Below are 19,337 nucleotides of genomic sequence, written 5' to 3'. Positions count from 1 at the left end.
TCAGCGTTTTACCAATCCACTCAGGCCGCCTGCGATGAGGGCGGCCGTATCGGCCAGGGCCACCAGCGGATCCAGTCCGGCGGGCACGGCCAGGTAACGGGGTTCCCAGTCGGGCTGGAACTTGTCCTTGAAGCGCCGCAGCCCCTGGAAATTGTAGAACTGCTCACCCCGGCGGAAAACCAGCGCGCCGAGACGTTGGGTCAGCGGGGCGCCACGGCGCGGCTGCAAGCCGGCCAGGGGCACCATGCCGAGGCTGAAGCGGGTGTGCCCGCTCTCCTTGTAATGCAGGATCAGGCCGAGCATGAGGAATTCCATGGTCAGCTTGGGTGCGTCGGGGGCCACGCGCATCAGGTCGATGCTCGCCAGCTCCTTGCCGGAGGTTTCCAGCAGGTTGGCGAAGGCCACGGCGCGGCCCTGGAAGCGGACCACGACGACGCGGAAATAACGCAGGTATTCAGGGGTGAAGCGGCCGAGGGAGAAGCCCTTCTCGCGGACGTTCTTGCCACCCAGCCAGGCATCGGAGATGGCGCGCAGCTCGTTCATCGGCGCGTTGCCGGCGTCATGGAATTCCAGGCTCAGGCCGTCGCGCTGACCACGGTTCCAGGTGTAGCGCAGGTCCTTCATCTCCTTGCCCTTGCTCTCCAGGTCGAAGCGGCGCAGATCGACCCGCGCCTCCTCGCCGAGCTTGAGCGCGGTGAGACCGATGTCCATGTACAGCGGCAGGTTCTCCGCGCGCACCTGGTAGAACACCGGGCGCGCGTGGTGCAGGTCGCAGAGGTCGCGGAACTGCCAGATCAGTTCGGCGCGGGCCTGGGCCGGGCCGACCGGATCGAACAGCGCCACCAGGCTGCGGCCACGGCGGGCGTACATCAGGAAGGCGTCGTTGCCCTCGTGGAACAGCAGCGCCTTGTCGCCGGACAGGGCCAGGCCGCCGTCGGGCTGCGCGGAGCTGGCCAGGATGCCGGCGGCGGTGTCCAGGTCCTCGCGGGTCGGTGCATGGATGGCCGGCGGCGCGGTGCGCAGCAGCCAGTACAGCGCCAGCGCGGCCAGCAGCAGGCAGCTGCCCAGCGCGGCACGCAGGCCACGCGGGGCGTCGGCATCCAGGGCGAACTGCCACCAGAGTTCGTGGCTGTAGGGCACATCCTGGTAGGCGAACAGCAGCAGCCAGATAGACGCGGCGATAACGCAGGCAGCGGCGCCCAGATACAGCGGCGAGAAGGGCAGGTCCATCAGGCGGCTGCGGCGGTAGAAGGCGCTGCGGAAGATCACCAGCAGGGCGGCGGTGAAGCTGAGGATCAGCGCTTCTTCCCAGTCGAAGCCCTTGAGCAGCGACAGCGCGGCGCCGGCGATCAGCAGGCCGATGGTCAGTGCCCAGGCGGCGGAGAGGCGGCGGCGCAGGCCGTAGGCGAGCAGCAGGCAAAGTACGCCGATCAGGCTGGCGGCCAGGTGCGAGGCATCGATCAGGCGGTGCGGCACGAGGAAGCCGACTTCGTCCAGGCGGGTGTCGATGGATGGCGTGGCGCCGGAGAACAGCAGCACGATGCCGGAGATGAACACCAGCAGGGAGAGAATCTGCGCGGCGAAGCCGGAGGTGATGCGCACCGCCTGTTTGGCCACCAGCACGCGGCGGGCCTCGAGGAACAGCAGCAGCAGACAGGCGACGATCAGCGGCAGGACCACGTAGATCAGGCGATACAGCAGCAGTGCGGCAGCCAGCGGCGCGGCGCCCAGCTGGTTGGCGAAGGCCGCCAGCAGCACGGCTTCGAACACGCCGACGCCGCCCGGCACGTGGCTGAGCACGCCAGCGGCCAGGGCAATCAGGTAGACCAGCAGGAAAGCGCCGAAGGGCGGGGCTTCGGGCAGCAGCAGATAGAGCACGGTGGCGGCAGCGGCCACGTCCAGCGCGGTGATCAGCAGTTGCAGCAGCGACAGGCGCAGGCCCGGCAGGCGCAGGGTGCGGCGGCCGAAGCGGACCAGGTGGCTGTCGGGCGAAGGCTGTTCCGGCAGGCGACGGCGTTCGACGGCAACCACCAGCAACAGGCAGAGGGCGATGATGCCCAGCGCCAGCACTGCCACCAGCCATTCCGGCAGGTGCAGGGCCAGGGATGCGTCGGAAAGGTCGCTCAGCGCGGCGAGCGCGGCCAGCACCGGCAGCGCGCAGCCCAGCGACAGGCTGGCGAACAGCGTCATCAATGCGACGTCGCCAGCCCCCAGCCCCTGGCGGGCATAAAGGCGATAGCGCACCGAGCCGCCGGAGAGCATCGACAGGCCCACGGCGTTGCCGATGGCGAAGGCGGAGAAACCGCCGGTCAGCAGCGCCGGGACGGGCAGCTTCACGCCGGCGAAGCGGCTGGCCGACCATTCATAGCCGAGCAGGAAGATGAAACCGACCACGGTGGCGGCGAAGGCGCCGAGCAGCGAGGTAGTGGGTACGTCGAGCAGGGCGTCGTGCAGGGAGTAGGCGTCGATGTCGCGCAGCAGGTGATAGCAGGCGATCAGTGCGAGGCTGAACAGCACCAGGGTCACGCCCAGGCCGAGTGCCTGGCGGTTGGCGTTCACCCAGTTGAGCCAGGTCGCTCGGGCAGGAGCTTCCTCGGCGGCAGGGGTATCGGGTGTGGTGGGGTTGGCGCTCATCGGGCACCTCAATCGATTTAGCGCGACAGAGTAGGGGCACTGACGCGAATTCCCAAGTCCCCGGAAGAGTATTTTCCTGATCCGTGAGACGCCACCCGTGGGCGATCCTTTTTTGCGCACAACGAAAAAAGCCACTCCTAAGAGTGGCTTTCTTCTTGATGTCTGGTTGCGGGAGCAGGATTTGAACCTACGACCTTCGGGTTATGAGCCCGACGAGCTACCAGACTGCTCCATCCCGCGGCGGCCATTCTACGGATGTGAAAGGTCTTGTCAATCGATATTTCGCTTTCGATCAATAATTTAAATCGCGCGCAAACGAAAAAGGGCCACTCCGAAGAGTGACCCTTTTTCTGTGTCTGGTTGCGGGAGCAGGATTTGAACCTACGACCTTCGGGTTATGAGCCCGACGAGCTACCAGACTGCTCCATCCCGCGGCGGCCATTCTACGGATGTGAAAGGTCTTGTCAATCGATATTTCGCTTTCGATCAATAATTTAAATCGCGCGCAAACGAAAAAGGGCCACTCCGAAGAGTGACCCTTTTTCTGTGTCTGGTTGCGGGAGCAGGATTTGAACCTACGACCTTCGGGTTATGAGCCCGACGAGCTACCAGACTGCTCCATCCCGCGGCAGCCATTCTACGCCGATGGGCCTGTGTGTCAACGAAAAATAGGGAAAAGTGATTTTCTATCAGATATTTAGCTGCGGCGAACGGCAGCGGGGCAGTTGTCCGCCGGCGGAGTTTTCCTGGCTGTGGATAACCGAAGCGGCGACGTTTTGCATTACCATGGCCGGGTTTTCCGCCGCCTTTTGGGGCGGCTTCCGATGGTGATGCAGGCGTCTTCTTCGTGACTCGGCAACGAAAGATCATCCACATCGATTGCGACTGCTTCTATGCCGCCATCGAGATGCGCGACGACCCCAGCCTGGCGGGCAAGCCGCTGGCGGTGGGTGGGTCGCCGGACAAGCGTGGCGTGGTCGCGACCTGCAACTACGAGGCGCGCGCCTATGGGCTGCATTCGGCCATGGCCATGCGCACGGCGGTGAAGCTGTGCCCGGACCTCACCATCGTGCGGCCGCGCATGGATGTCTATCGCGAGACTTCGCGGGAAATCCACGCGATCTTTCGCGACTACACCGACCAGATCGAACCGCTCTCCCTGGACGAGGCCTATCTCGACGTCAGCGACAGCGAGCGCTGCGGCGGCAGCGCCACGCGCATTGCCCGGGAGATTCGCCAGCGGGTCTGGGAAACCCTGCACATCACGGTGTCCGCCGGGGTGGCGCCGAACAAGTTCATCGCCAAGATCGCCAGTGACTGGCGCAAGCCCAACGGGCTGTTCGTGGTCACGCCCGACGAGGTGGACGGTTTCGTCGCCGAACTGCCGGTAAAAAAGCTGCATGGCGTAGGCAAGGTTACCGCCGAGAAGCTGGCGCGCCTGGGGATTCGCACCTGCGCGGACCTGCGCGACTGGTCGCGTATCCAACTGGCCAAGGAATTCGGCAGTTTCGGTGAACGGCTCTGGGGCTTGTCGCGGGGCGTCGATGACCGTCCGGTGCAGGTGGACAGCCGCCGCCAGTCGATCAGCGTGGAGAACACCTTCGACCAGGACCTGCCGGACCTGGCGGCTTGCCAGGAGGAATTGCCGTCGTTGCTGGGTGAGCTGGAGCGGCGCATGACGCGCCTGGACACCAGCTACCGGCCGGGCAAGCCGTTCATCAAGCTGAAGTTCCACGACTTCACTCAGACCACCCTGGAACAGGCAGGCGCCGCGCGGGACCTGGAAAGCTATCGGCTATTGCTGGGGCAGGCGTTCCAACGCGGCAACAAGGCGGTGCGGCTGATCGGCGTGGGCGTGCGCCTGATCGATCTGCGCGGCGCCCACGAGCAGCTCACGCTCTTCTAGCTCGGGCGAAAAACGCCTCAGCCTTCGGGCCACATGCGCATGGCGCGGCCGGAGACCGGCCACAGGCGCAGCTCGCCTTCTTCGGTGATATCCCAGCGCTGCACTTCGCCAAGCATCTTGAGGAACTGCTGTTCCTGCTCCATCACCAGGTCGGCGCAGAGCTTGCGGGTGGCGCCGGGCTGGCCGAAGGTCAGCTGGTCGCCCTCGAGCTTGTAGCTGGCGAACCAGTGGTTGCAGCCGGCGCTGCCGTAGGCGCGGCCATTGCCGTCCAGGGTCAGGCTGATGTGCGTGTAGTCGATCAGCGGGTGCTCACCGACCCACTCCACGCGGTAGGTCTGCTCTGCTTCGGGAACCGGCTTGCTGGCGCAACCGGCCAGGGCCAGCGCGGTGCAGGCGCTGGCGATCAGGGCTTTCATGCAGTCTCCTTGCTCTGGCAATCCGGGCAGAGGTGGCGGTTGCCGACCTTGGCCCATCCCAGTTCGGCGATGCGCTGCTCGGCGGCGGGCTGCTGGGCAGTCTTGCCGAGGGTGGCATCGACGGCGAATTCGAAGTCCAGTGTAGCCTCGCAGCCGTCGCAGTTGACCTTCCACTCGTGGATACCCAGTTCACGGAACACCGGCCCCTTGGCCACGGCCATCCACTGCCCCGGCGGGTTGATCAGGTGGCGGACCTTTTCCACTTCCAGCGTCATGCTCAGGCTTTTGCTGCCCTTGAGGCTGACCAGCAGGGTGTCGCCGGCCTTGATCGAGCCACCGATGCCGGTGACCTGGTAGCGGCCCGGAGTCAGCGCGCGGCACTCGTTGAGGGTGAATTGCGGGTTGAGCAGGGTGTAGCGGAAATCGTGCTGGGCCATGGGTCCTCCGGGAAAGCGCGGCATTCTAGGGCGCGTGGCGTGCGGATGCGAGCGCCTTCTGCTCAGTTTTTCACCAGGTTGACCGGATTGCCGGCCCGCCAGGCGGCGATGTTGGCCAGCGTGGTCTGGGCGATCCCGGCCAGCGCCTCGCGGGTCAGGAAGGCCTGGTGCGCGGTGATGATCACGTTGGGGAAGGTCAGCAGGCGCGCCAGTACGTCGTCCTGCAGCGGCTGGTCGGAGCGGTCGGCGAAGAAGATGTCGGCTTCCTCTTCATAGACGTCCAGGCCCAGGTAGCCGAGCTGGCCGCTTTTCAGCGCCTCGATCAGCGCCGGTGTATCGACCAGCGCGCCGCGGCCGGTGTTGATCAGCATGGCGCCGCGCTTCATGCGTTCCAGGCTGTCGGCGTTGATCAGGTGCCGGGTGGCCTCGTTGAGCGGGCAGTGCAGGCTGATGATGTCGGACTGCGCGAGCAGCTCGTCCAGCTCGACGAAGCGGCCGCCCAGGGCCTCGATGGCGCGATTGGGATAAGGGTCGTAGGCCAGGATGTGGCAGCCGAAACCGCTCATGATGCGGGCGAAGACTTCGCCGATCTGCCCGCTGCCGATGATCCCGACAGTGCGCCCGTACAGGTCGAAGCCGGTCAGGCCGTGCAGGGAAAAATCACCTTCGCGGGTGCGGTTGTAGGCGCGGTGCAGGTGCCGGCACAGCGCCAGGACCAGCCCTGCGCCATGTTCGGCCACCGCGTGGGGCGAATAGGCCGGTACGCGGACCACGGCCAGCCCCAGCGCCTGGGCGGCAGCCAGGTCGACGTGGTTGTAGCCGGCCGAGCGCAGGGCGATCAGTTTCGTGCCGCCAGCTGCCAGGTGCTCCAGCACCGGGCGCGACAGGTCGTCGTTGACGAAGGGGCAGACCACTTCGAAGCCCATGGCCAGGGCGACCGTGTCCTCGCGCAGCTGCGCCTGCTGGAAATGCAGCTCGAAGCCGAGGCCGTGGTTGGCGGCGAGGAAGCTGTCGCGGTCGTAGGTCTGGTTGCTGAACAGGATGATGCGCATCGATTGAATTCCGTCTTCAGTGCGTCTGGCCGGCTTCGATTTCCAGGCGGCCCTCGGTCGCCTGTGCCAGCTCGGCCATGGCCTTGTCCAGCTCGTCCAGCGCGGCGGGACCGTCCGGATCGTTCTGCTTGAGCAGCGTCTCGGCGCGCTGGCAGGCCGCGCGCAGCATCGGTACGCCGCAGTAGCGGGTGGCACCGTGCAGGCGGTGGATGCGTTCGAGCAGGGTGTTGCGATCGTTGCGCTCGCGGGCCTGGCGGATCACCTGGCGGTCGGCGGACAGCGAGGCGAGCAGCATGCCGAGCATGTCGGCAGCCAGCTCCGGTTTGCCGGCGGCCAGCCGCAAGCCTTCCTCCGGGTCCAGCACGCTGAGGCCTTCCAGGGATGATTGGGCCTGGCGCGGACGCTCGTCGCGCGGCTCGCCCAGCGCCAGGCCGGTCCACTTGAGGATCACCTGGACCAGTTGGCGCTCGTCGATCGGCTTGGTCAGGTAGTCGTCCATGCCGCCCTGCAGCAGGGCGCGCTTCTCGTTGGCCAGGGCATGGGCGGTGAGGGCAATGATCGGCACCGGGCTTACCTCGCGGTCGCCTTCCCAGAGGCGGATCGCCTCGGTGGCCTGGCGGCCGTCCATGATCGGCATCTGCACGTCCATGAAGACCAGGTCGAAGCGCTCGCGCTGCACCGCTTCGACGGCGGCGAGGCCGCTGTCGACGGCTGTCACCTCGGCGCCCATGTCGGTCAGCAGGGTCTTCACCAGCAACAGGTTGGCCGGGTTGTCGTCGACGCAGAGCAGGCGTGGAATGCGCTCGAGCTTGCCGTTGACGTTCTTGTCCTTGCGGGTCGGCCGCAGGTGCAGCAGTTCATTCAGTGCCTGCTGCAGCTTGCGCGTGCAGGCGGGTTTGCTCTGCACCTGGGCGTCTGGCAGCACGTCGTTGTAGTGCGCCTGTTCGATGGTCGGGCACAGCACCAGGCTCTTGCAGCCGTGCTGTTCGAGTTCACGGATGGACTGGCGCAGCGCCTCGGGCGGGTGGTCGGCGGCGGTCACGCCGAGCAGCGCCAGGGTTATCGGCGCCTTGTCCGACGGCCCGGCCAGCAGGGTCTTCTCCAGCGTGACGAGGTCAGGGAACTCGGTGACTTCCAGGCCGCAGTCCTCCAGCTGGTGGTGCAGCGCGGTGCGCGTCAGTTCGTGGGGCTCGTACAGCGCCACGCGCAGGCCACCGGCCAGGGCGTGCGGCAGGTCGTCGCCGTCGTCGCGGGCCTTGGGCAGGTTGAGGCTGATCCAGAACTCCGAGCCATCGCCGGCGCTGCTTTCCACGCCGATCTCGCCGCCCATCTGCTCGATCAGGCGCTTGGAAATGACCAGCCCCAGGCCGGTGCCGCCGGCCTGGCGCGAGAGGGAATTGTCTGCCTGGCTGAAGGCCTGGAACAGCGCGCGCAGGTCGGCGTCGGTCAGACCCACGCCGGTGTCCTGCACGCTGATGCGCAGCTGCGCGCGGTCGTCGCTCTCGTCTTCGAGCATGGCGCGTACGGCGATGCTGCCGTCGTGGGTGAACTTGATGGCGTTGCTCACCAGGTTGGTCAGCACCTGCTTCAGCCGCTGCGGGTCGCCCACCAGTTGCAGCGGAGTGTCGCGGTAGATCAGGCTGACCAGCTCCAGGTGCTTTTCGTGGGCGGCAGGGGCGAGGATGGTCAGGGTGTCCTGGATCAGCTCGCGCAGGTTGAAGGGGATGTTCTCCAGCACCAGCTTGCCGGCTTCGATCTTCGAGAAGTCGAGGATCTCGTTGATGATCCCTAGCAGGCTTTCGGCGGACTTGTGGATGGTGCCCAGGTAGTCCTGCTGGCGGCTGGTCATCTCGCTCTTCTGCAGCAGGTTGGTGAAGCCGAGGATGCCGTTGAGCGGGGTGCGGATCTCGTGGCTCATGTTGGCGAGGAACTCGGACTTGATCCGGCTCGCCTCCAGGGCCTCCTTGCGTGCAAGGTCCAGTTCGATGTTCTGGATCTCGATGGTCTCCAGGTTCTGCCGCACGTCCTCGGTGGCCTGGTCGATGTTGTGCTGCATCTCTTCCTGGGCGCTCTGCAACGCCTCGGCCATGCGGTTGATGCCGCCGGCCAGCTCGTCCAGCTCGTGGCTGCCCAGCGCCGGCAGTCGGGTTTCCAGGCGGCCTTCCTTGAGCTGGGCGACGCCCTGGGCGATCTGCCCCAGCGGCGCGTTGATCGCGCGGCTCATGCGCAGGGCGAGGAGGGCGGTGACAGCGAGGCCCGCGCCGATCAGCAGCAGGCTGGTGAACAGGCTGCGGTAGCCGCGCAGCAGGGTGCCGTGGTGCGACAGTTCCAGTTCGACCCAGCCCAGCAGCTTCTCGGCGTCGTCGTCGGGGTCGCCGGACAGGCTGCGGTGCTTGCCCAGCACCGGCAGGAGGAAGTGGGTGGTGTCCAGGTTGCTCGCCATGCTCAGGTGCGAGCCGTCTCCACTGGGCATTGGCGTCAGTATGCTGGGGCCGGCATGGACGAGTTTTTCCCGGTCCGGGTCGAGGAAGGTCACGGCGCGCACGTCGGGTTGGTCCAGCGCTTCGTTGGCGATGCGCTCGAGCAGCTCGTTGTTGTGGTTGGCCATGGCCGGGGCGGACAGCGGCGCCAGTTGCTCGGCGATCAGTTGCCCGCGCTCGATCAACTGGGCGTGCATGTCCGACAGCTGCACCCAGGTGAAATAGCCGCCCAGCACCAGCGCCAGCAGGCTGGTGGGCAGCAGGGTGAGCAGCAGTACCCGTCCCTTGATGCCGAGATCCTTGAACACGCGCTTCCTCCGATGCGTTTATCCCCGGCAGTGTAGCGGTTCAGACCTTCGTCGGAAGCCCTTTGCCTTGCCGGGAGCGCGTGGAATCGTGAATACTTCACGCAATTGCTAATCACTCTTATTTGATATGAATGCCATAGCTTCGTCCGGCCTGCGCCTGCTGACCATCGAGGACGACCCGACCCTAGGCGCCCACCTGTCTTCCCATTTGAGCGAACGCGGCTTCGCGGTCACCTGGTGCCAGGACGGCGACGAAGGCCTGGCCCAGGCGCGTGGCGGCGACTACGACCTGGTGCTGATGGATATCATGCTGCCCGGCACCGGTGGCCTGGACATCCTCCGCACCCTGCGCCGTGAGCGCGCGGTGCCGGTCATCCTGATGTCCGCCCTGGGCGCCGAGCAGGACCGTATAGCCGGCTTCTCCCAGGGCGCCGACGATTACCTGCCCAAGCCTTTCAGCCTTGCCGAACTCAGCGTGCGCGTGGACGCCGTGCTGCGCCGCGTGGCGCTGGAGCGCGGCAGCCAGTCGCTGAACAGCACGCCTGCGCCGACCGGGCTGCAGATGGACCCGCAGAAGGACGACGTCGGCCTTGATGGCCAATGGGCCGGCCTGACCGGCACCGAGTACCGCCTGCTGGAAACCTTCCTCGGCAGCCAGGGCGAGACCCTGAGCAAGCCCTTCCTTTACCAGCACGTGCTGCATCGCGCCTTCACCGCCCACGACCGCAGCCTGGACATGCACGTCAGCCACCTGCGCCGCAAGCTACAGGCCATCGGCTATATCCGCCACACGCTGCATACCGTGTGGGGCAAGGGCTACGTCTTCGCCGAGGCCGAGGACTGACATGCCCGGCCGCCACTCGCTGTTCTGGAAGCTCGCCGTCGCCCTCGTGGTGCTGTGCCTGTCGGTGATCTGGCTGTCCTGGAACTGGGGCAAGCAGATGGAGCGCGACAGCTACTTCCTGTCCGAGGCGGCTCGGCAGGTGCTCGCCGGCTACGCCGACGAGGCCCAGCAAGCCTGGCGTACCGGCGGGGCGGCGGGCGTCGATGCGTGGCTGGCGCAGATGAAACAGCGCGAGCCGGTATGGATGGTCGTGGTCGATGCTCGTCTGCAGTCGCTGGGCACGCAGCCGCTGCCCATGGAGGACGTGGCGCACCTGACATTCCAGCGCGGGCTGGACTGGCCGGTAAGCTCGCGCTCGGTGAACCTGCCGTATATCGGTATTCCCTTCCCGGACGAACCGGGCGCTGGCCGGCTGGTGGTGCAACTGCCGCAGCGCTACCTGCCGGGCGGCCTGAGCTTCCTGCGCCAATCCATCAGTCATGCGCTGGTGCCGACGATCCTTGCCCTGATGCTCTGCGGGCTGATCTATCGCCGGCTGGTACGCCCGCTCGGGCGGCTGCGCGAACACGCCAACGCCTTGCAGGCGGATGACCTCGGTTCGGTCGCCGGCCCGGAACTGATCGCCCGCCGCGACGAACTCGGCGAACTCGGCCGCGCGCTGGATCACATGGCCGAGCGCCTGCGCGGCCACGTCGGCCTGCAGCGCCAGTTATTGCGCGACCTGTCCCACGAACTGCGCACGCCGCTCAGCCGCCTGCGGGTGGCCGGCGACAGCCCGATCAGCGAAGCTGCGCTGCGCCAGCGGGTCGAGCGGGAAGTGGAGGTGATGCAGCGCCTGGTCGCCGACACCCTGGAACTGGCCTGGCTGGACACCGAGCGCCCGCGCGTGGAACTGGAAGAAATCGACCTGCGCTCGCTGTGGGACCTGCTGGTGGACGACGCGCGCTTCGAGGCAGGCTGGAGTACCGAGCGCTTCCTTTATCAGGTACCGGCGGACTGCCGCGTGCGCGGCCATCTCAACGGCCTGGCCCAGGCGCTGGAAAACCTGCTGCGCAACGCCATCCGTCATTCGCCGGAACACGGTCGCATCCGCCTGAGCGGCCGGCGCGAGTCCGGTGGCTGGCACCTGTGGCTGGAAGACGATGGTCCCGGCGTGGCGGAAAGTGACCTGGAGCGCATCTTCCTGCCTTTCACCCGGCTCTCCGATGCGCGTACCGGCGAAGGCTTCGGCCTGGGCCTGAGTATCGCCCGCAGCTCGCTGCGCATGCAGGGCGGCGAACTCTGGGCGGACTGCGCCGAGGCGGGGCTGCGCGTGCACCTGCGCCTGCCCGACGCGGCGGCAGCCTGAGGCCGACGCCGGCCCCTGTACACGGCTTGTTAGGAAGTTTCGTATGGCGGGGCGGCTTTTGCCGGTATCATAGAGCGCCCTGTTCCAGATCCGAGTGCTTCCATGACCGTGCAGTACCCGACTATCGCCGATTGCGTCGGCCATACCCCGCTGGTGCGCCTGCAGCGCCTGGCCGGGGAAACTTCCAACACCCTGCTGGTGAAACTCGAGGGTAACAACCCCGCGGGTTCGGTGAAGGATCGCCCGGCGCTGTCGATGATCACCCGTGCCGAACTGCGCGGCGACATCAAGCCCGGCGACACGCTGATCGAAGCCACTTCCGGCAACACTGGCATCGCCCTGGCGATGGCGGCGGCGATCAAGGGTTACCGCATGATCCTGATCATGCCCGACAACTCCACCGCCGAGCGCAAGGCCGCCATGACCGCCTACGGCGCCGAGCTGATCCTGGTGACCAAGGAGCAGGGCATGGAAGGTGCCCGTGACCTCGCCGACCAGATGGCGCGCGAAGGCCTGGGCAAGGTGCTCGACCAGTTCGCCAATGGCGACAACCCGATCGCCCACTACCATTCCACCGGCCCGGAAATCTGGCAGCAGACCGGCGGTGAGATCACCCATTTCGTCAGCTCCATGGGCACCACCGGCACCATCATGGGCGTGTCGCGCTACCTCAAGGAGCAGAATCCCAACGTACAGATCGTCGGCCTGCAGCCGATGGAAGGCTCGGCCATCCCCGGCATCCGCCGCTGGCCGCAGGAATACCTGCCGAAGATCTTCGATGCCACCCGCGTCGACCGCGTCGTCGACATGCAGCAGAACGAAGCCGAGGACGTGATGCGCCGCCTGGCCCGCGAAGAGGGCATCTTCTGCGGCGTGTCTTCCGGTGGTGCGGTGGCGGCCATGCTGCGTCTGTCGCGCGAACTGGAAAACGCGACCCTGGTGGCGATCATCTGCGACCGTGGCGACCGTTACCTGTCCTCGGGCGTGTTCGACTCCAACTGACATGGCCAAGCAGAGATCCGGCCTGCGCTTCCAGCCCAGCGGCGGAGCGCGCAGCCCTGCGGTACCGGTGGGCAAGAAACAGCGCCTGAACATCGAGCGCCTGGCCCACGACGGTCGCGGCATCGCCCACATCGACGGGCGCACCTGGTTCGTCGACAACGCCCTGCCGGGCGAGTCGGTGGAAGCCCGTGTGCTGTCCGCCCGCGCTCAAATCGTCGACGCCCGTAGCGAACGTATCTTCACCGCTGCCGCCAACCGCCGCGCCGAGCCTTGCCCGGTGGCCGGCACCTGTGGCGGCTGCAGCCTGCAGCACCTGTCCCATGCCGATCAGCTGGCGCTCAAGCAGCGCACCTTGGCGGAGCAGCTGGAGCGCTTCTCCGGTCTGGTGCCGCAAGAGTGGGCCGCACCGCTGATCGGGCCGGAGTTCGGCTACCGCCGCCGCGCACGCCTCGCCGTGCGCTGGGACGTCAAGGCCAAGCGCCTGGAGGTCGGCTTCCGCGCTGCTGCCAGCCAGGCCATCGTCGCCTTCGACGACTGCCTGGTGCTGGTGCCCGAACTGCAAGGTCTCGCCCGCGAGCTGCCGGAGCTGCTGCGCGGCTTCGCCAAGCCACAGTCTCTTGGCCATGTCGAACTGTTCCACGGTACTTCCAGCGCGCTGCTGCTGCGGCATATCGAACCTTTGTCCGATAGCGACCGCGCGCGACTGCTGGAATTCTGTTCGGCACGGGATGTGCAGCTGTGGTTGCAGGGTGACGGCGAACCGACGCTTTGCTCCGATGCTGCAGAAAACAGTGGGAACCGCGACCTCGGCTTCCGGCTCGAAGCCTGGAATCTGACCCTGGCCTACCGCCCCGGCGACTTCGTTCAGGTGAACGAGCCGGTGAACGAGGCGATGGTCGCCCAGGCGCTGGACTGGCTGAAGCCGGGCAGCGACGAGCGTGTTCTGGACTTGTTCTGTGGCCTGGGAAACTTCGCCCTGCCGCTGGCGCGCCAGGTGCGCGAGGTGGTGGGCGTGGAAGGTGTGCAGACCATGGTCGAGCGCGCCGCCGCCAACGCCCGGGCCAACGGCCTGGTCAATACCCGGTTCCATCAGGCGGACCTGACGAAACCGCTTGCCGACGCCCCCTGGGCGGCGGAGGATTTCACCGCCGTGCTGCTCGACCCTCCGCGTGACGGAGCCTTCGAGCCGGCACGGCAGATGCGTTCACTGGGCGCGGAGCGGGTACTCTATGTGTCCTGCAACCCGGCGACCCTGGCGCGTGACGCTGGCGAGCTGGCCCGACAGGGCTATCGTCTGAAGCGCGCCGGCATTCTCGACATGTTCCCGCAGACGGCCCATGTCGAGGCCATGGCTTTGTTCGAGGCGAGCTAGGAAGGCTCGCGCAATCCGACCGGCTCAAGCAAGAAAGGCCGGCGCAGTGAGCGGTGTGTTGTGGCGCACCGTGGGGAAGGGTAGACACGATGGTACAGGTGAGAGCGCACCAGCCGGTCAACACCGACGGCAGCATCAATCTCGAGGCTTGGCTGGACCATGTCCAGACCCTGGTCCCGGGCCTGGATCGCAAGGTCCTGCTGGAAGCCTGCGAGTTCGCTCGCGAGGTGGAAGACAGGGCTGTCAGCACGGCTGACAACTCCTGGGCGGACGGCACCTCCAGCTTCCAGACGGGCCTGGAGATCGCCGAGATCCTGGCGGACCTCAAGCTCGACCAGGAATCGCTGGTCGCCGCGGTGATCTACCGTGGCGTGCGCGAGGGCAAGGTCAAGCTCGAGGACGTGGCGCAGCGCTTCGGCCCTGTCGTCGCCAAGCTGATCGAAGGCGTGCTGCGCATGGCGGCGATCAGCACCAGCCTCAGCCCGCGGCAGTCCCTGGTGCTCGGCACCCAGGCGCAGATCGAGAACCTGCGCAAGATGCTGGTGGCCATGGTCGACGACGTGCGCGTCGCGCTGATCAAGCTGGCCGAGCGCACCTGCGCGATCCGCGCGGTGAAGAACGCCGACGAAGAAAAGCGCATGCGTGTCGCCCGCGAGGTGTTCGACATCTACGCACCGCTCGCCCACCGTCTGGGGATCGGCCACATCAAGTGGGAGCTGGAGGACCTGTCCTTCCGCTACCTCGAACCCGACCAGTACAAGCAGATCGCCAAGCTGCTGCACGAGCGCCGGCTGGACCGCGAGCAGTACATCGCCACCGTGATGCAGCAGCTCAAGGACGCCCTGGCCGCCACCGGCATCAAGGCCGACCTCTCCGGCCGCGCGAAACACATCTATTCCATCTGGCGGAAGATGCAGCGCAAGGGCCTGGACTTCAGCCAGATCTACGACGTGCGCGCCGTGCGCGTGCTGGTGCCGGAAATGCGCGACTGCTACACCGCGCTGGGCATCGTGCACACGCTGTGGCGGCACATCCCCAAGGAATTCGACGACTACATCGCCAACCCCAAGGAAAACGGCTACCGCTCGCTGCACACCGCAGTGATCGGCCCCGAGGGCAAGGTGCTGGAAGTGCAGATCCGCACCCACGCCATGCACGAGGAAGCCGAGCTGGGCGTCTGCGCGCACTGGCGCTACAAGGGCACCGACGTCAAGGCCAGCTCCAATCACTACGAAGAGAAGATTTCCTGGCTGCGCCAGGTGCTCGAGTGGCACGAGGAGCTGGGCGACATCGGCGGCCTGGCCGAACAATTGCGGGTGGATATCGAGCCCGACCGGGTCTACGTCTTCACCCCCGACGGCCATGCCATCGACCTGCCCAAGGGCTCCACGCCGCTGGACTTCGCCTATCGCGTGCATACCGAGGTCGGGCACAACTGCCGGGGCGCCAAGATCAACGGCCGCATCGTGCCGCTGAACTACAGCCTGCAGACCGGCGAGCAGGTGGAAATCATCACCGGCAAGCAAAGCGGGCCGAGCCGTGACTGGCTGAACCAGAACCTGGGCTACGTCTCCACCTCGCGAGCGCGGGCGAAGATCGTCCACTGGTTCAAGCTGCAGGCGCGCGACCAGAACGTCGCCGCCGGCAAGGCCATGCTCGAACGCGAGCTGGGCCGCCTGGCGCTGCCGCCTGTGGACTTCGAGAAGCTCGCCGAGAAGGCCAACTACAAGACCGGCGAAGACCTGTTCGCCGCCCTGGGCGCCGGCGACCTGCGCCTGGCCCATGTGGTCAATTACGCGCAGCAGCTGGTCGAGCCCGAGCGCGGCACCGAGCAGCTTGAACTCATCCCGCGCAAGCCGAGCAAGATCGGCCACGGCAAGCGCGGCGACATCCAGATCCAGGGCGTCGGCAACCTGCTCACGCAGATGGCCGGCTGCTGCCAGCCGCTGCCGGGCGATCCGATCGTCGGCTACATCACCCTCGGCCGCGGCGTCACCATCCACCGTCAGGACTGCGCCACCGCGCTGCAACTGGCCGGGCGCGAGCCGGAGCGGATCATCCAGGTCAGCTGGGGGCCGGTGCCGGTCAGCACCTACCCGGTGGATATCGTCATCCGTGCCTACGACCGCTCCGGCCTGCTGCGCGACGTCTCGCAGATGCTGCTCAACGAGCGCATCAACGTGCTGGCGGTGAACACCCGTTCGGACAAGGAAGACAACACCGCGATCATGCGTCTGACCATCGAGATCCCCGGTCTCGATTCGCTGGGACGCCTGCTGGCGCGCATCTCGCAGCTGCCCAACATCATCGAGGCGCGGCGCGACCGCGGCGCGGGTGCCAAGGATGCATAAGCTCGACGACCTGCTGCACCTGATGGCCCGGCTGCGCGACCCGCAGCACGGCTGCCCCTGGGACCTGAAGCAGAGCTACGCGACGATCGTTCCGTACACCCTCGAGGAAGCCTACGAGGTGGCCGATGCCATCGAGCGCGGCGACTTCGACCACCTGCGCGAGGAGCTGGGCGACCTGCTCTTCCAGGTCGTCTACTACGCACAGCTGGCGCGGGAAGAGGGGCGCTTCGAGTTCGACGCGGTGGTGGATGGCATCACCACCAAGCTGATCCGCCGCCACCCCCATGTGTTCCCCGACGGCGACCTGTATGGCGAGTCCGACCCGGCGAAGCTGGCGGAAGCGGCGGTCAAGCAGCGTTGGGAGGAGCTCAAGGCCGAGGAGCGCGCCGCCAAGGCCGCCGAGCCGGTGCAACTGTCCCTGCTGGACGACGTACCCAACGCCCTGCCGGCGCTGAGTCGCGCCGCCAAGCTGCAGAAGCGCGCTTCCCAGGTCGGCTTCGACTGGGCCGACGCCTTGCCGGTGGTGGATAAGGTCCGCGAGGAACTGGACGAGGTGCTCGAGGCCATGGCTGGCGGCGATACCGAGGCCCAGGCCGAGGAAGTGGGCGACCTGCTGTTCGTGGTGGTCAACCTGGCGCGCAAGCTCAAGGTCGACCCGGAAACCGCGCTGCGCGCCGCCAACGCCAAGTTCGAACGCCGCTTCCGCTACATCGAAACCGCTCTGCGCGACCAGGGCCGCACCCTGGAAGACAGCAACCTGGAAGAGATGGACGAGCTGTGGGGCGCTGCCAAACGTGACGAGAAGAACCCGCTCAGCTGTGGGTAAGTGCTACCACCGTTGAATTGGCGCCCATGAAAAAGCCCCGCGATTGCGGGGCTTTTTGCTTTGGGTCGGAGCGAGCCGGGAATCAGCCAAACAGCCAGCGCAGCACCAGTACCAGCACCAGCACCGCCAGCACCGGGCGGCCGATGCGGTAGGCCTTGGGATAGGCACGTTTGAACACCTTCACCTTGCTGCCCACGGCATCGCCCAGGCGAATCAGCACCGAGTAGGCCTGGTTGATCCCGCCGACGCGCTCGCCCTCGACGTTCTGCGGCGCGGTGGCGCGCCCGAGGAAGGCGCTGACGCGGCGGTTGATGCGGGTCAGCAGCGGCGACTTGAGCGGCCGTTCGATATCGCAGAAGAGGATCAGGCGCGATTCATCGGTTTCGTTCTTCACCCAGTGGACGAAGGTCTCGTCGAACATCACGTCCTGGCCGTCGCGCCAGGCGTAGGGCTGGCCATCGACGAAGATGCGGCACTCGTCGGAGTTCGGCGTGGCCAGGCCGAGGTGATAGCGCAGCGAGCCGCCGTAGGGGTCGCGGTGCTTGTTCAGGTGGCTGCGCGGCGGCAGGCGGGTGAACATCGCGCCCTTGACGTTGGGGATGCTGCTCACCAGTTCCACGGTCTTGGGGCACAACTGCTGCGCCGAGGGCAGGGGGCCGTCGTACCAGGTCAGGTAGAAGCGGGTCCAGCCCTTCTTGAAGAAGGAGCCGAAGCCGGCCTCGTTGTTGTTCAGGGCGTCGCGGATGTAGCCCTCGTCGAACAGCTGCTCGGCTTCCTCGCGGATCATCTGCCAGTTGTCGCGCAGCTTGTCGAGTTCGGGGAAGCGCTCGCGGTCCAGGTAGGGCTTGGACGGCACGCTGGAGTTCAGGTACATCAGCGAGTTGTAGGGCGCGAACCAGGCGGAGTGGTTCACGACCTGGCGCAGGAAGGGCAGCCGCACCTTGCCGCGCAGGTGCACGTAGAGAATGGCGACGAGGAAGATGGCCAGTACCGCGAGAACGATGAGCTTCAGCATGGAGGTTACGAGTCCGCTCCAGATGAGTGATTTCGAGCCAGGCACTTGCGCTGCGCTGGCACAGGCCCGAGGATTATACCCCCTGAGGACGATCCCGCCGCACCTATGCGTTGGTCTGGGATTTGTCCTGCATCACTATGGGCTGTTGGAGAGCCTTGATTCATGAGCATGTCATTGCGTGATCAGTTGCTGAAAGCCGGGCTGGTCAACGAGAAGCAGGCCAAGCAGGCCGGCAAGCAGAAACAGAAGCAGCAGCGCCTGGAGCACAAGAACCAGGTTGCCAAGGACGACAGCCAGCGTCAGGCGGCCCTGCAGGCCCAGGCCGAGAAGCAGGCCCGCGACGCCGAGCTGAACCGTCAGCAGCAGGAAAAGGCCGACAAGAAGGCCAAGACCGCACAGATCAAGCAACTGATCGAAGGTACGCGCCTGCCGAAACTGGAGTCGGACGACTACTACAACTTCGTCGACAACAAGAAGGTCAAGCGCATCGCGGTCAACGACATGGTCCGCGACAAGCTCAGCCGCGGCAGCCTGGCCATCGTCAGCTACGACGGCCGCTACGAGATCGTGCCGCGCGATGCCGCGCTGCGCATCCAGGAGCGCGACGAGCGTCGCATCATCGTCCTCAGCGAACCCAGCGGCGAGCCGGACGAGGACGATCCGTACAAGGATTACGTGGTGCCCGACGACCTCATGTGGTGAGGGCGTGGCGGCTGCTCAGCCGGCCGCCTGCAGCTCCACCCTTCCGAACAGCGCCTGCGCCGACAAAGGCGTAATGGCGTGCAGACGGTCCAGCCGGAACTCCCGGCTGGCGTCGTCCACCCGCACCTCGAGAAACTCCTCCAGCACTCCGCCCGCGGTCCTTCGCGTGTGCGTGGTGAAGGCCTGGGCGTCGAACGCCAGGCCGTCACGCAGCTCGATACGCAGCCAGTAGCGGTAGAGGCAGGCGATCTCCAGATAGTCATGGAGATCGCAGTGCAACGGCTGGTAGTCGCTCATACCGCCCGGCCTTATTTCAGGTCGGCCAGGGAGGCGCCGAAGTTCAGGTGCAGCACCTGCCCATCGACCACCAGCGCCGGTACGGATTTCACCCCGGCAGCCTCGGCTTCGGCCACGCGCGGCGACTGCTCGCCCAGGTGCACCACTTCGACCTCGCGGTTCAGCAACGGCAGCAGTGCGCGCTCGGCTTCGACGCAGACGGGGCAACCGGCATGGTAGTAAACAGCTTTGCTCATGATCCTTCTCCTGATTGATTATGTATCGATTCGATACCAGTTCAGTCTGCGTGCGAAAAGAACCTTCTGTCAAACTGGTTTTTGATCGATACTATCTATCGGAGGGATCAG

Annotated in this window: 16 protein-coding genes and 3 tRNA genes; 8 read left to right on the top strand and 11 right to left on the bottom strand. The window is 66.2% G+C overall.

Annotation, left to right across the window (positions count from 1 at the left end; genetic code table 11):
• The 4 genes from mprF to IB261_RS21900 form a co-directional block, all read right to left on the bottom strand.
• Entirely contained in the window at window positions 1-2,634 is a 2,634-nt protein-coding gene (mprF, locus tag IB261_RS21915) for a bifunctional lysylphosphatidylglycerol flippase/synthetase MprF (protein WP_192381157.1), read from the bottom strand.
• 163 nt (window positions 2,635-2,797) lie between these two features.
• A tRNA-Met gene (locus IB261_RS21910) sits at window positions 2,798-2,874 on the bottom strand.
• Between the two features lie 117 nt (window positions 2,875-2,991).
• Window positions 2,992-3,068: transfer RNA gene (locus IB261_RS21905), tRNA-Met, on the bottom strand.
• A 117-nt stretch (window positions 3,069-3,185) separates the two neighbouring features.
• Window positions 3,186-3,262: transfer RNA gene (locus tag IB261_RS21900), tRNA-Met, on the bottom strand.
• Window positions 3,263-3,541: 279 nt separating this feature from the next.
• Between IB261_RS21900 and dinB the strand changes: the two genes are divergently transcribed.
• On the top strand, window positions 3,542-4,540 hold the full coding sequence (gene dinB, locus IB261_RS21895) for a DNA polymerase IV (protein WP_225605952.1): 999 nt from the start codon (window positions 3,542-3,544) through the stop codon (window positions 4,538-4,540).
• A gap of 17 nt (window positions 4,541-4,557) precedes the next feature.
• Here dinB and IB261_RS21890 read toward each other — a convergent pair whose 3' ends face one another.
• The 4 genes from IB261_RS21890 to IB261_RS21875 form a co-directional block, all read right to left on the bottom strand.
• Window positions 4,558-4,956 carry an META domain-containing protein gene (locus IB261_RS21890; protein ID WP_081520285.1) on the bottom strand — a complete coding sequence of 133 codons (399 nt, stop codon included), beginning with the start codon at window positions 4,954-4,956 and terminating at the stop codon, window positions 4,558-4,560.
• The gene (locus IB261_RS21885; RefSeq protein ID WP_192381159.1) at window positions 4,953-5,393 is read right to left on the bottom strand and encodes a hypothetical protein; all 441 of its coding nucleotides are present in this window, start codon (window positions 5,391-5,393) and stop codon (window positions 4,953-4,955) included. Before IB261_RS21885 ends, IB261_RS21890 begins: the two co-directional genes overlap by 4 nt.
• A gap of 62 nt (window positions 5,394-5,455) precedes the next feature.
• Entirely contained in the window at window positions 5,456-6,445 is a 990-nt protein-coding gene (locus IB261_RS21880) for a 2-hydroxyacid dehydrogenase (protein WP_081520287.1), read from the bottom strand.
• 16 nt (window positions 6,446-6,461) lie between these two features.
• Complete coding sequence (locus IB261_RS21875; protein WP_081520288.1) at window positions 6,462-9,233, bottom strand: ATP-binding protein; 2,772 nt, start codon at window positions 9,231-9,233, stop codon at window positions 6,462-6,464.
• Window positions 9,234-9,360: 127 nt separating this feature from the next.
• On the opposite strand from IB261_RS21875, the gene IB261_RS21870 reads away from it, so the two are divergent.
• The 6 genes from IB261_RS21870 (at window position 9,361) to mazG (ending at window position 16,976) form a co-directional block, all read left to right on the top strand.
• Window positions 9,361-10,077 (top strand): response regulator transcription factor, encoded by a 717-nt coding sequence (locus IB261_RS21870; RefSeq protein WP_081520289.1) that lies wholly within the window; start codon window positions 9,361-9,363, stop codon window positions 10,075-10,077.
• A gap of 1 nt (window position 10,078) precedes the next feature.
• The gene (locus IB261_RS21865) at window positions 10,079-11,425 is read left to right on the top strand and encodes a HAMP domain-containing sensor histidine kinase (protein ID WP_192381160.1); all 1,347 of its coding nucleotides are present in this window, start codon (window positions 10,079-10,081) and stop codon (window positions 11,423-11,425) included.
• A 102-nt stretch (window positions 11,426-11,527) separates the two neighbouring features.
• A complete protein-coding gene (gene cysM / locus IB261_RS21860) occupies window positions 11,528-12,427 on the top strand; it encodes a cysteine synthase CysM (protein ID WP_192381161.1) in 900 nt (299 codons plus the stop codon).
• A gap of 1 nt (window position 12,428) precedes the next feature.
• Window positions 12,429-13,799 carry a 23S rRNA (uracil(1939)-C(5))-methyltransferase RlmD gene (gene rlmD, locus IB261_RS21855; RefSeq protein WP_081520292.1) on the top strand — a complete coding sequence of 457 codons (1,371 nt, stop codon included), beginning with the start codon at window positions 12,429-12,431 and terminating at the stop codon, window positions 13,797-13,799.
• Window positions 13,800-13,888: 89 nt separating this feature from the next.
• Window positions 13,889-16,150 (top strand): GTP diphosphokinase, encoded by a 2,262-nt coding sequence (gene relA / locus IB261_RS21850; RefSeq protein WP_081520293.1) that lies wholly within the window; start codon window positions 13,889-13,891, stop codon window positions 16,148-16,150.
• Window positions 16,143-16,976, top strand: coding sequence for a nucleoside triphosphate pyrophosphohydrolase (mazG, locus tag IB261_RS21845; RefSeq protein WP_192381162.1), 834 nt, complete (start codon window positions 16,143-16,145; stop codon window positions 16,974-16,976). The genes relA and mazG overlap by 8 nt, the downstream gene beginning before the upstream one ends.
• Before the next feature lie 82 nt (window positions 16,977-17,058).
• On the opposite strand, the gene IB261_RS21840 is transcribed toward mazG, so the two are convergent.
• A complete protein-coding gene (locus IB261_RS21840) occupies window positions 17,059-17,991 on the bottom strand; it encodes an aspartyl/asparaginyl beta-hydroxylase domain-containing protein (RefSeq protein ID WP_192381163.1) in 933 nt (310 codons plus the stop codon).
• 162 nt (window positions 17,992-18,153) lie between these two features.
• Here IB261_RS21840 and IB261_RS21835 point away from each other — a divergent pair, with 162 nt between their 5' ends.
• Window positions 18,154-18,693, top strand: a complete 540-nt coding sequence (locus tag IB261_RS21835; protein ID WP_151187915.1) for a DUF2058 domain-containing protein — start codon at window positions 18,154-18,156, stop codon at window positions 18,691-18,693.
• Between the two features lie 15 nt (window positions 18,694-18,708).
• On the opposite strand, the gene IB261_RS21830 is transcribed toward IB261_RS21835, so the two are convergent.
• Both IB261_RS21830 and IB261_RS21825 read right to left on the bottom strand, forming a co-directional pair.
• Window positions 18,709-18,990: a Rho-binding antiterminator gene (locus IB261_RS21830; RefSeq protein WP_081520297.1), complete on the bottom strand. Its 282-nt coding sequence runs from the start codon at window positions 18,988-18,990 to the stop codon at window positions 18,709-18,711.
• Between the two features lie 11 nt (window positions 18,991-19,001).
• A complete protein-coding gene (locus IB261_RS21825; RefSeq protein WP_081520298.1) occupies window positions 19,002-19,226 on the bottom strand; it encodes a thioredoxin domain-containing protein in 225 nt (74 codons plus the stop codon).
• Window positions 19,227-19,337: the final 111 nt, after the last annotated feature.

The sequence above is a fragment of the Pseudomonas sp. PDM20 genome, from assembly GCF_014852575.3.
Lineage (GTDB): Bacteria > Pseudomonadota > Gammaproteobacteria > Pseudomonadales > Pseudomonadaceae > Pseudomonas.
Note: the sequence above shows the minus strand (reverse complement) of the source record. Positions and strands in the feature narration are given on the sequence as shown.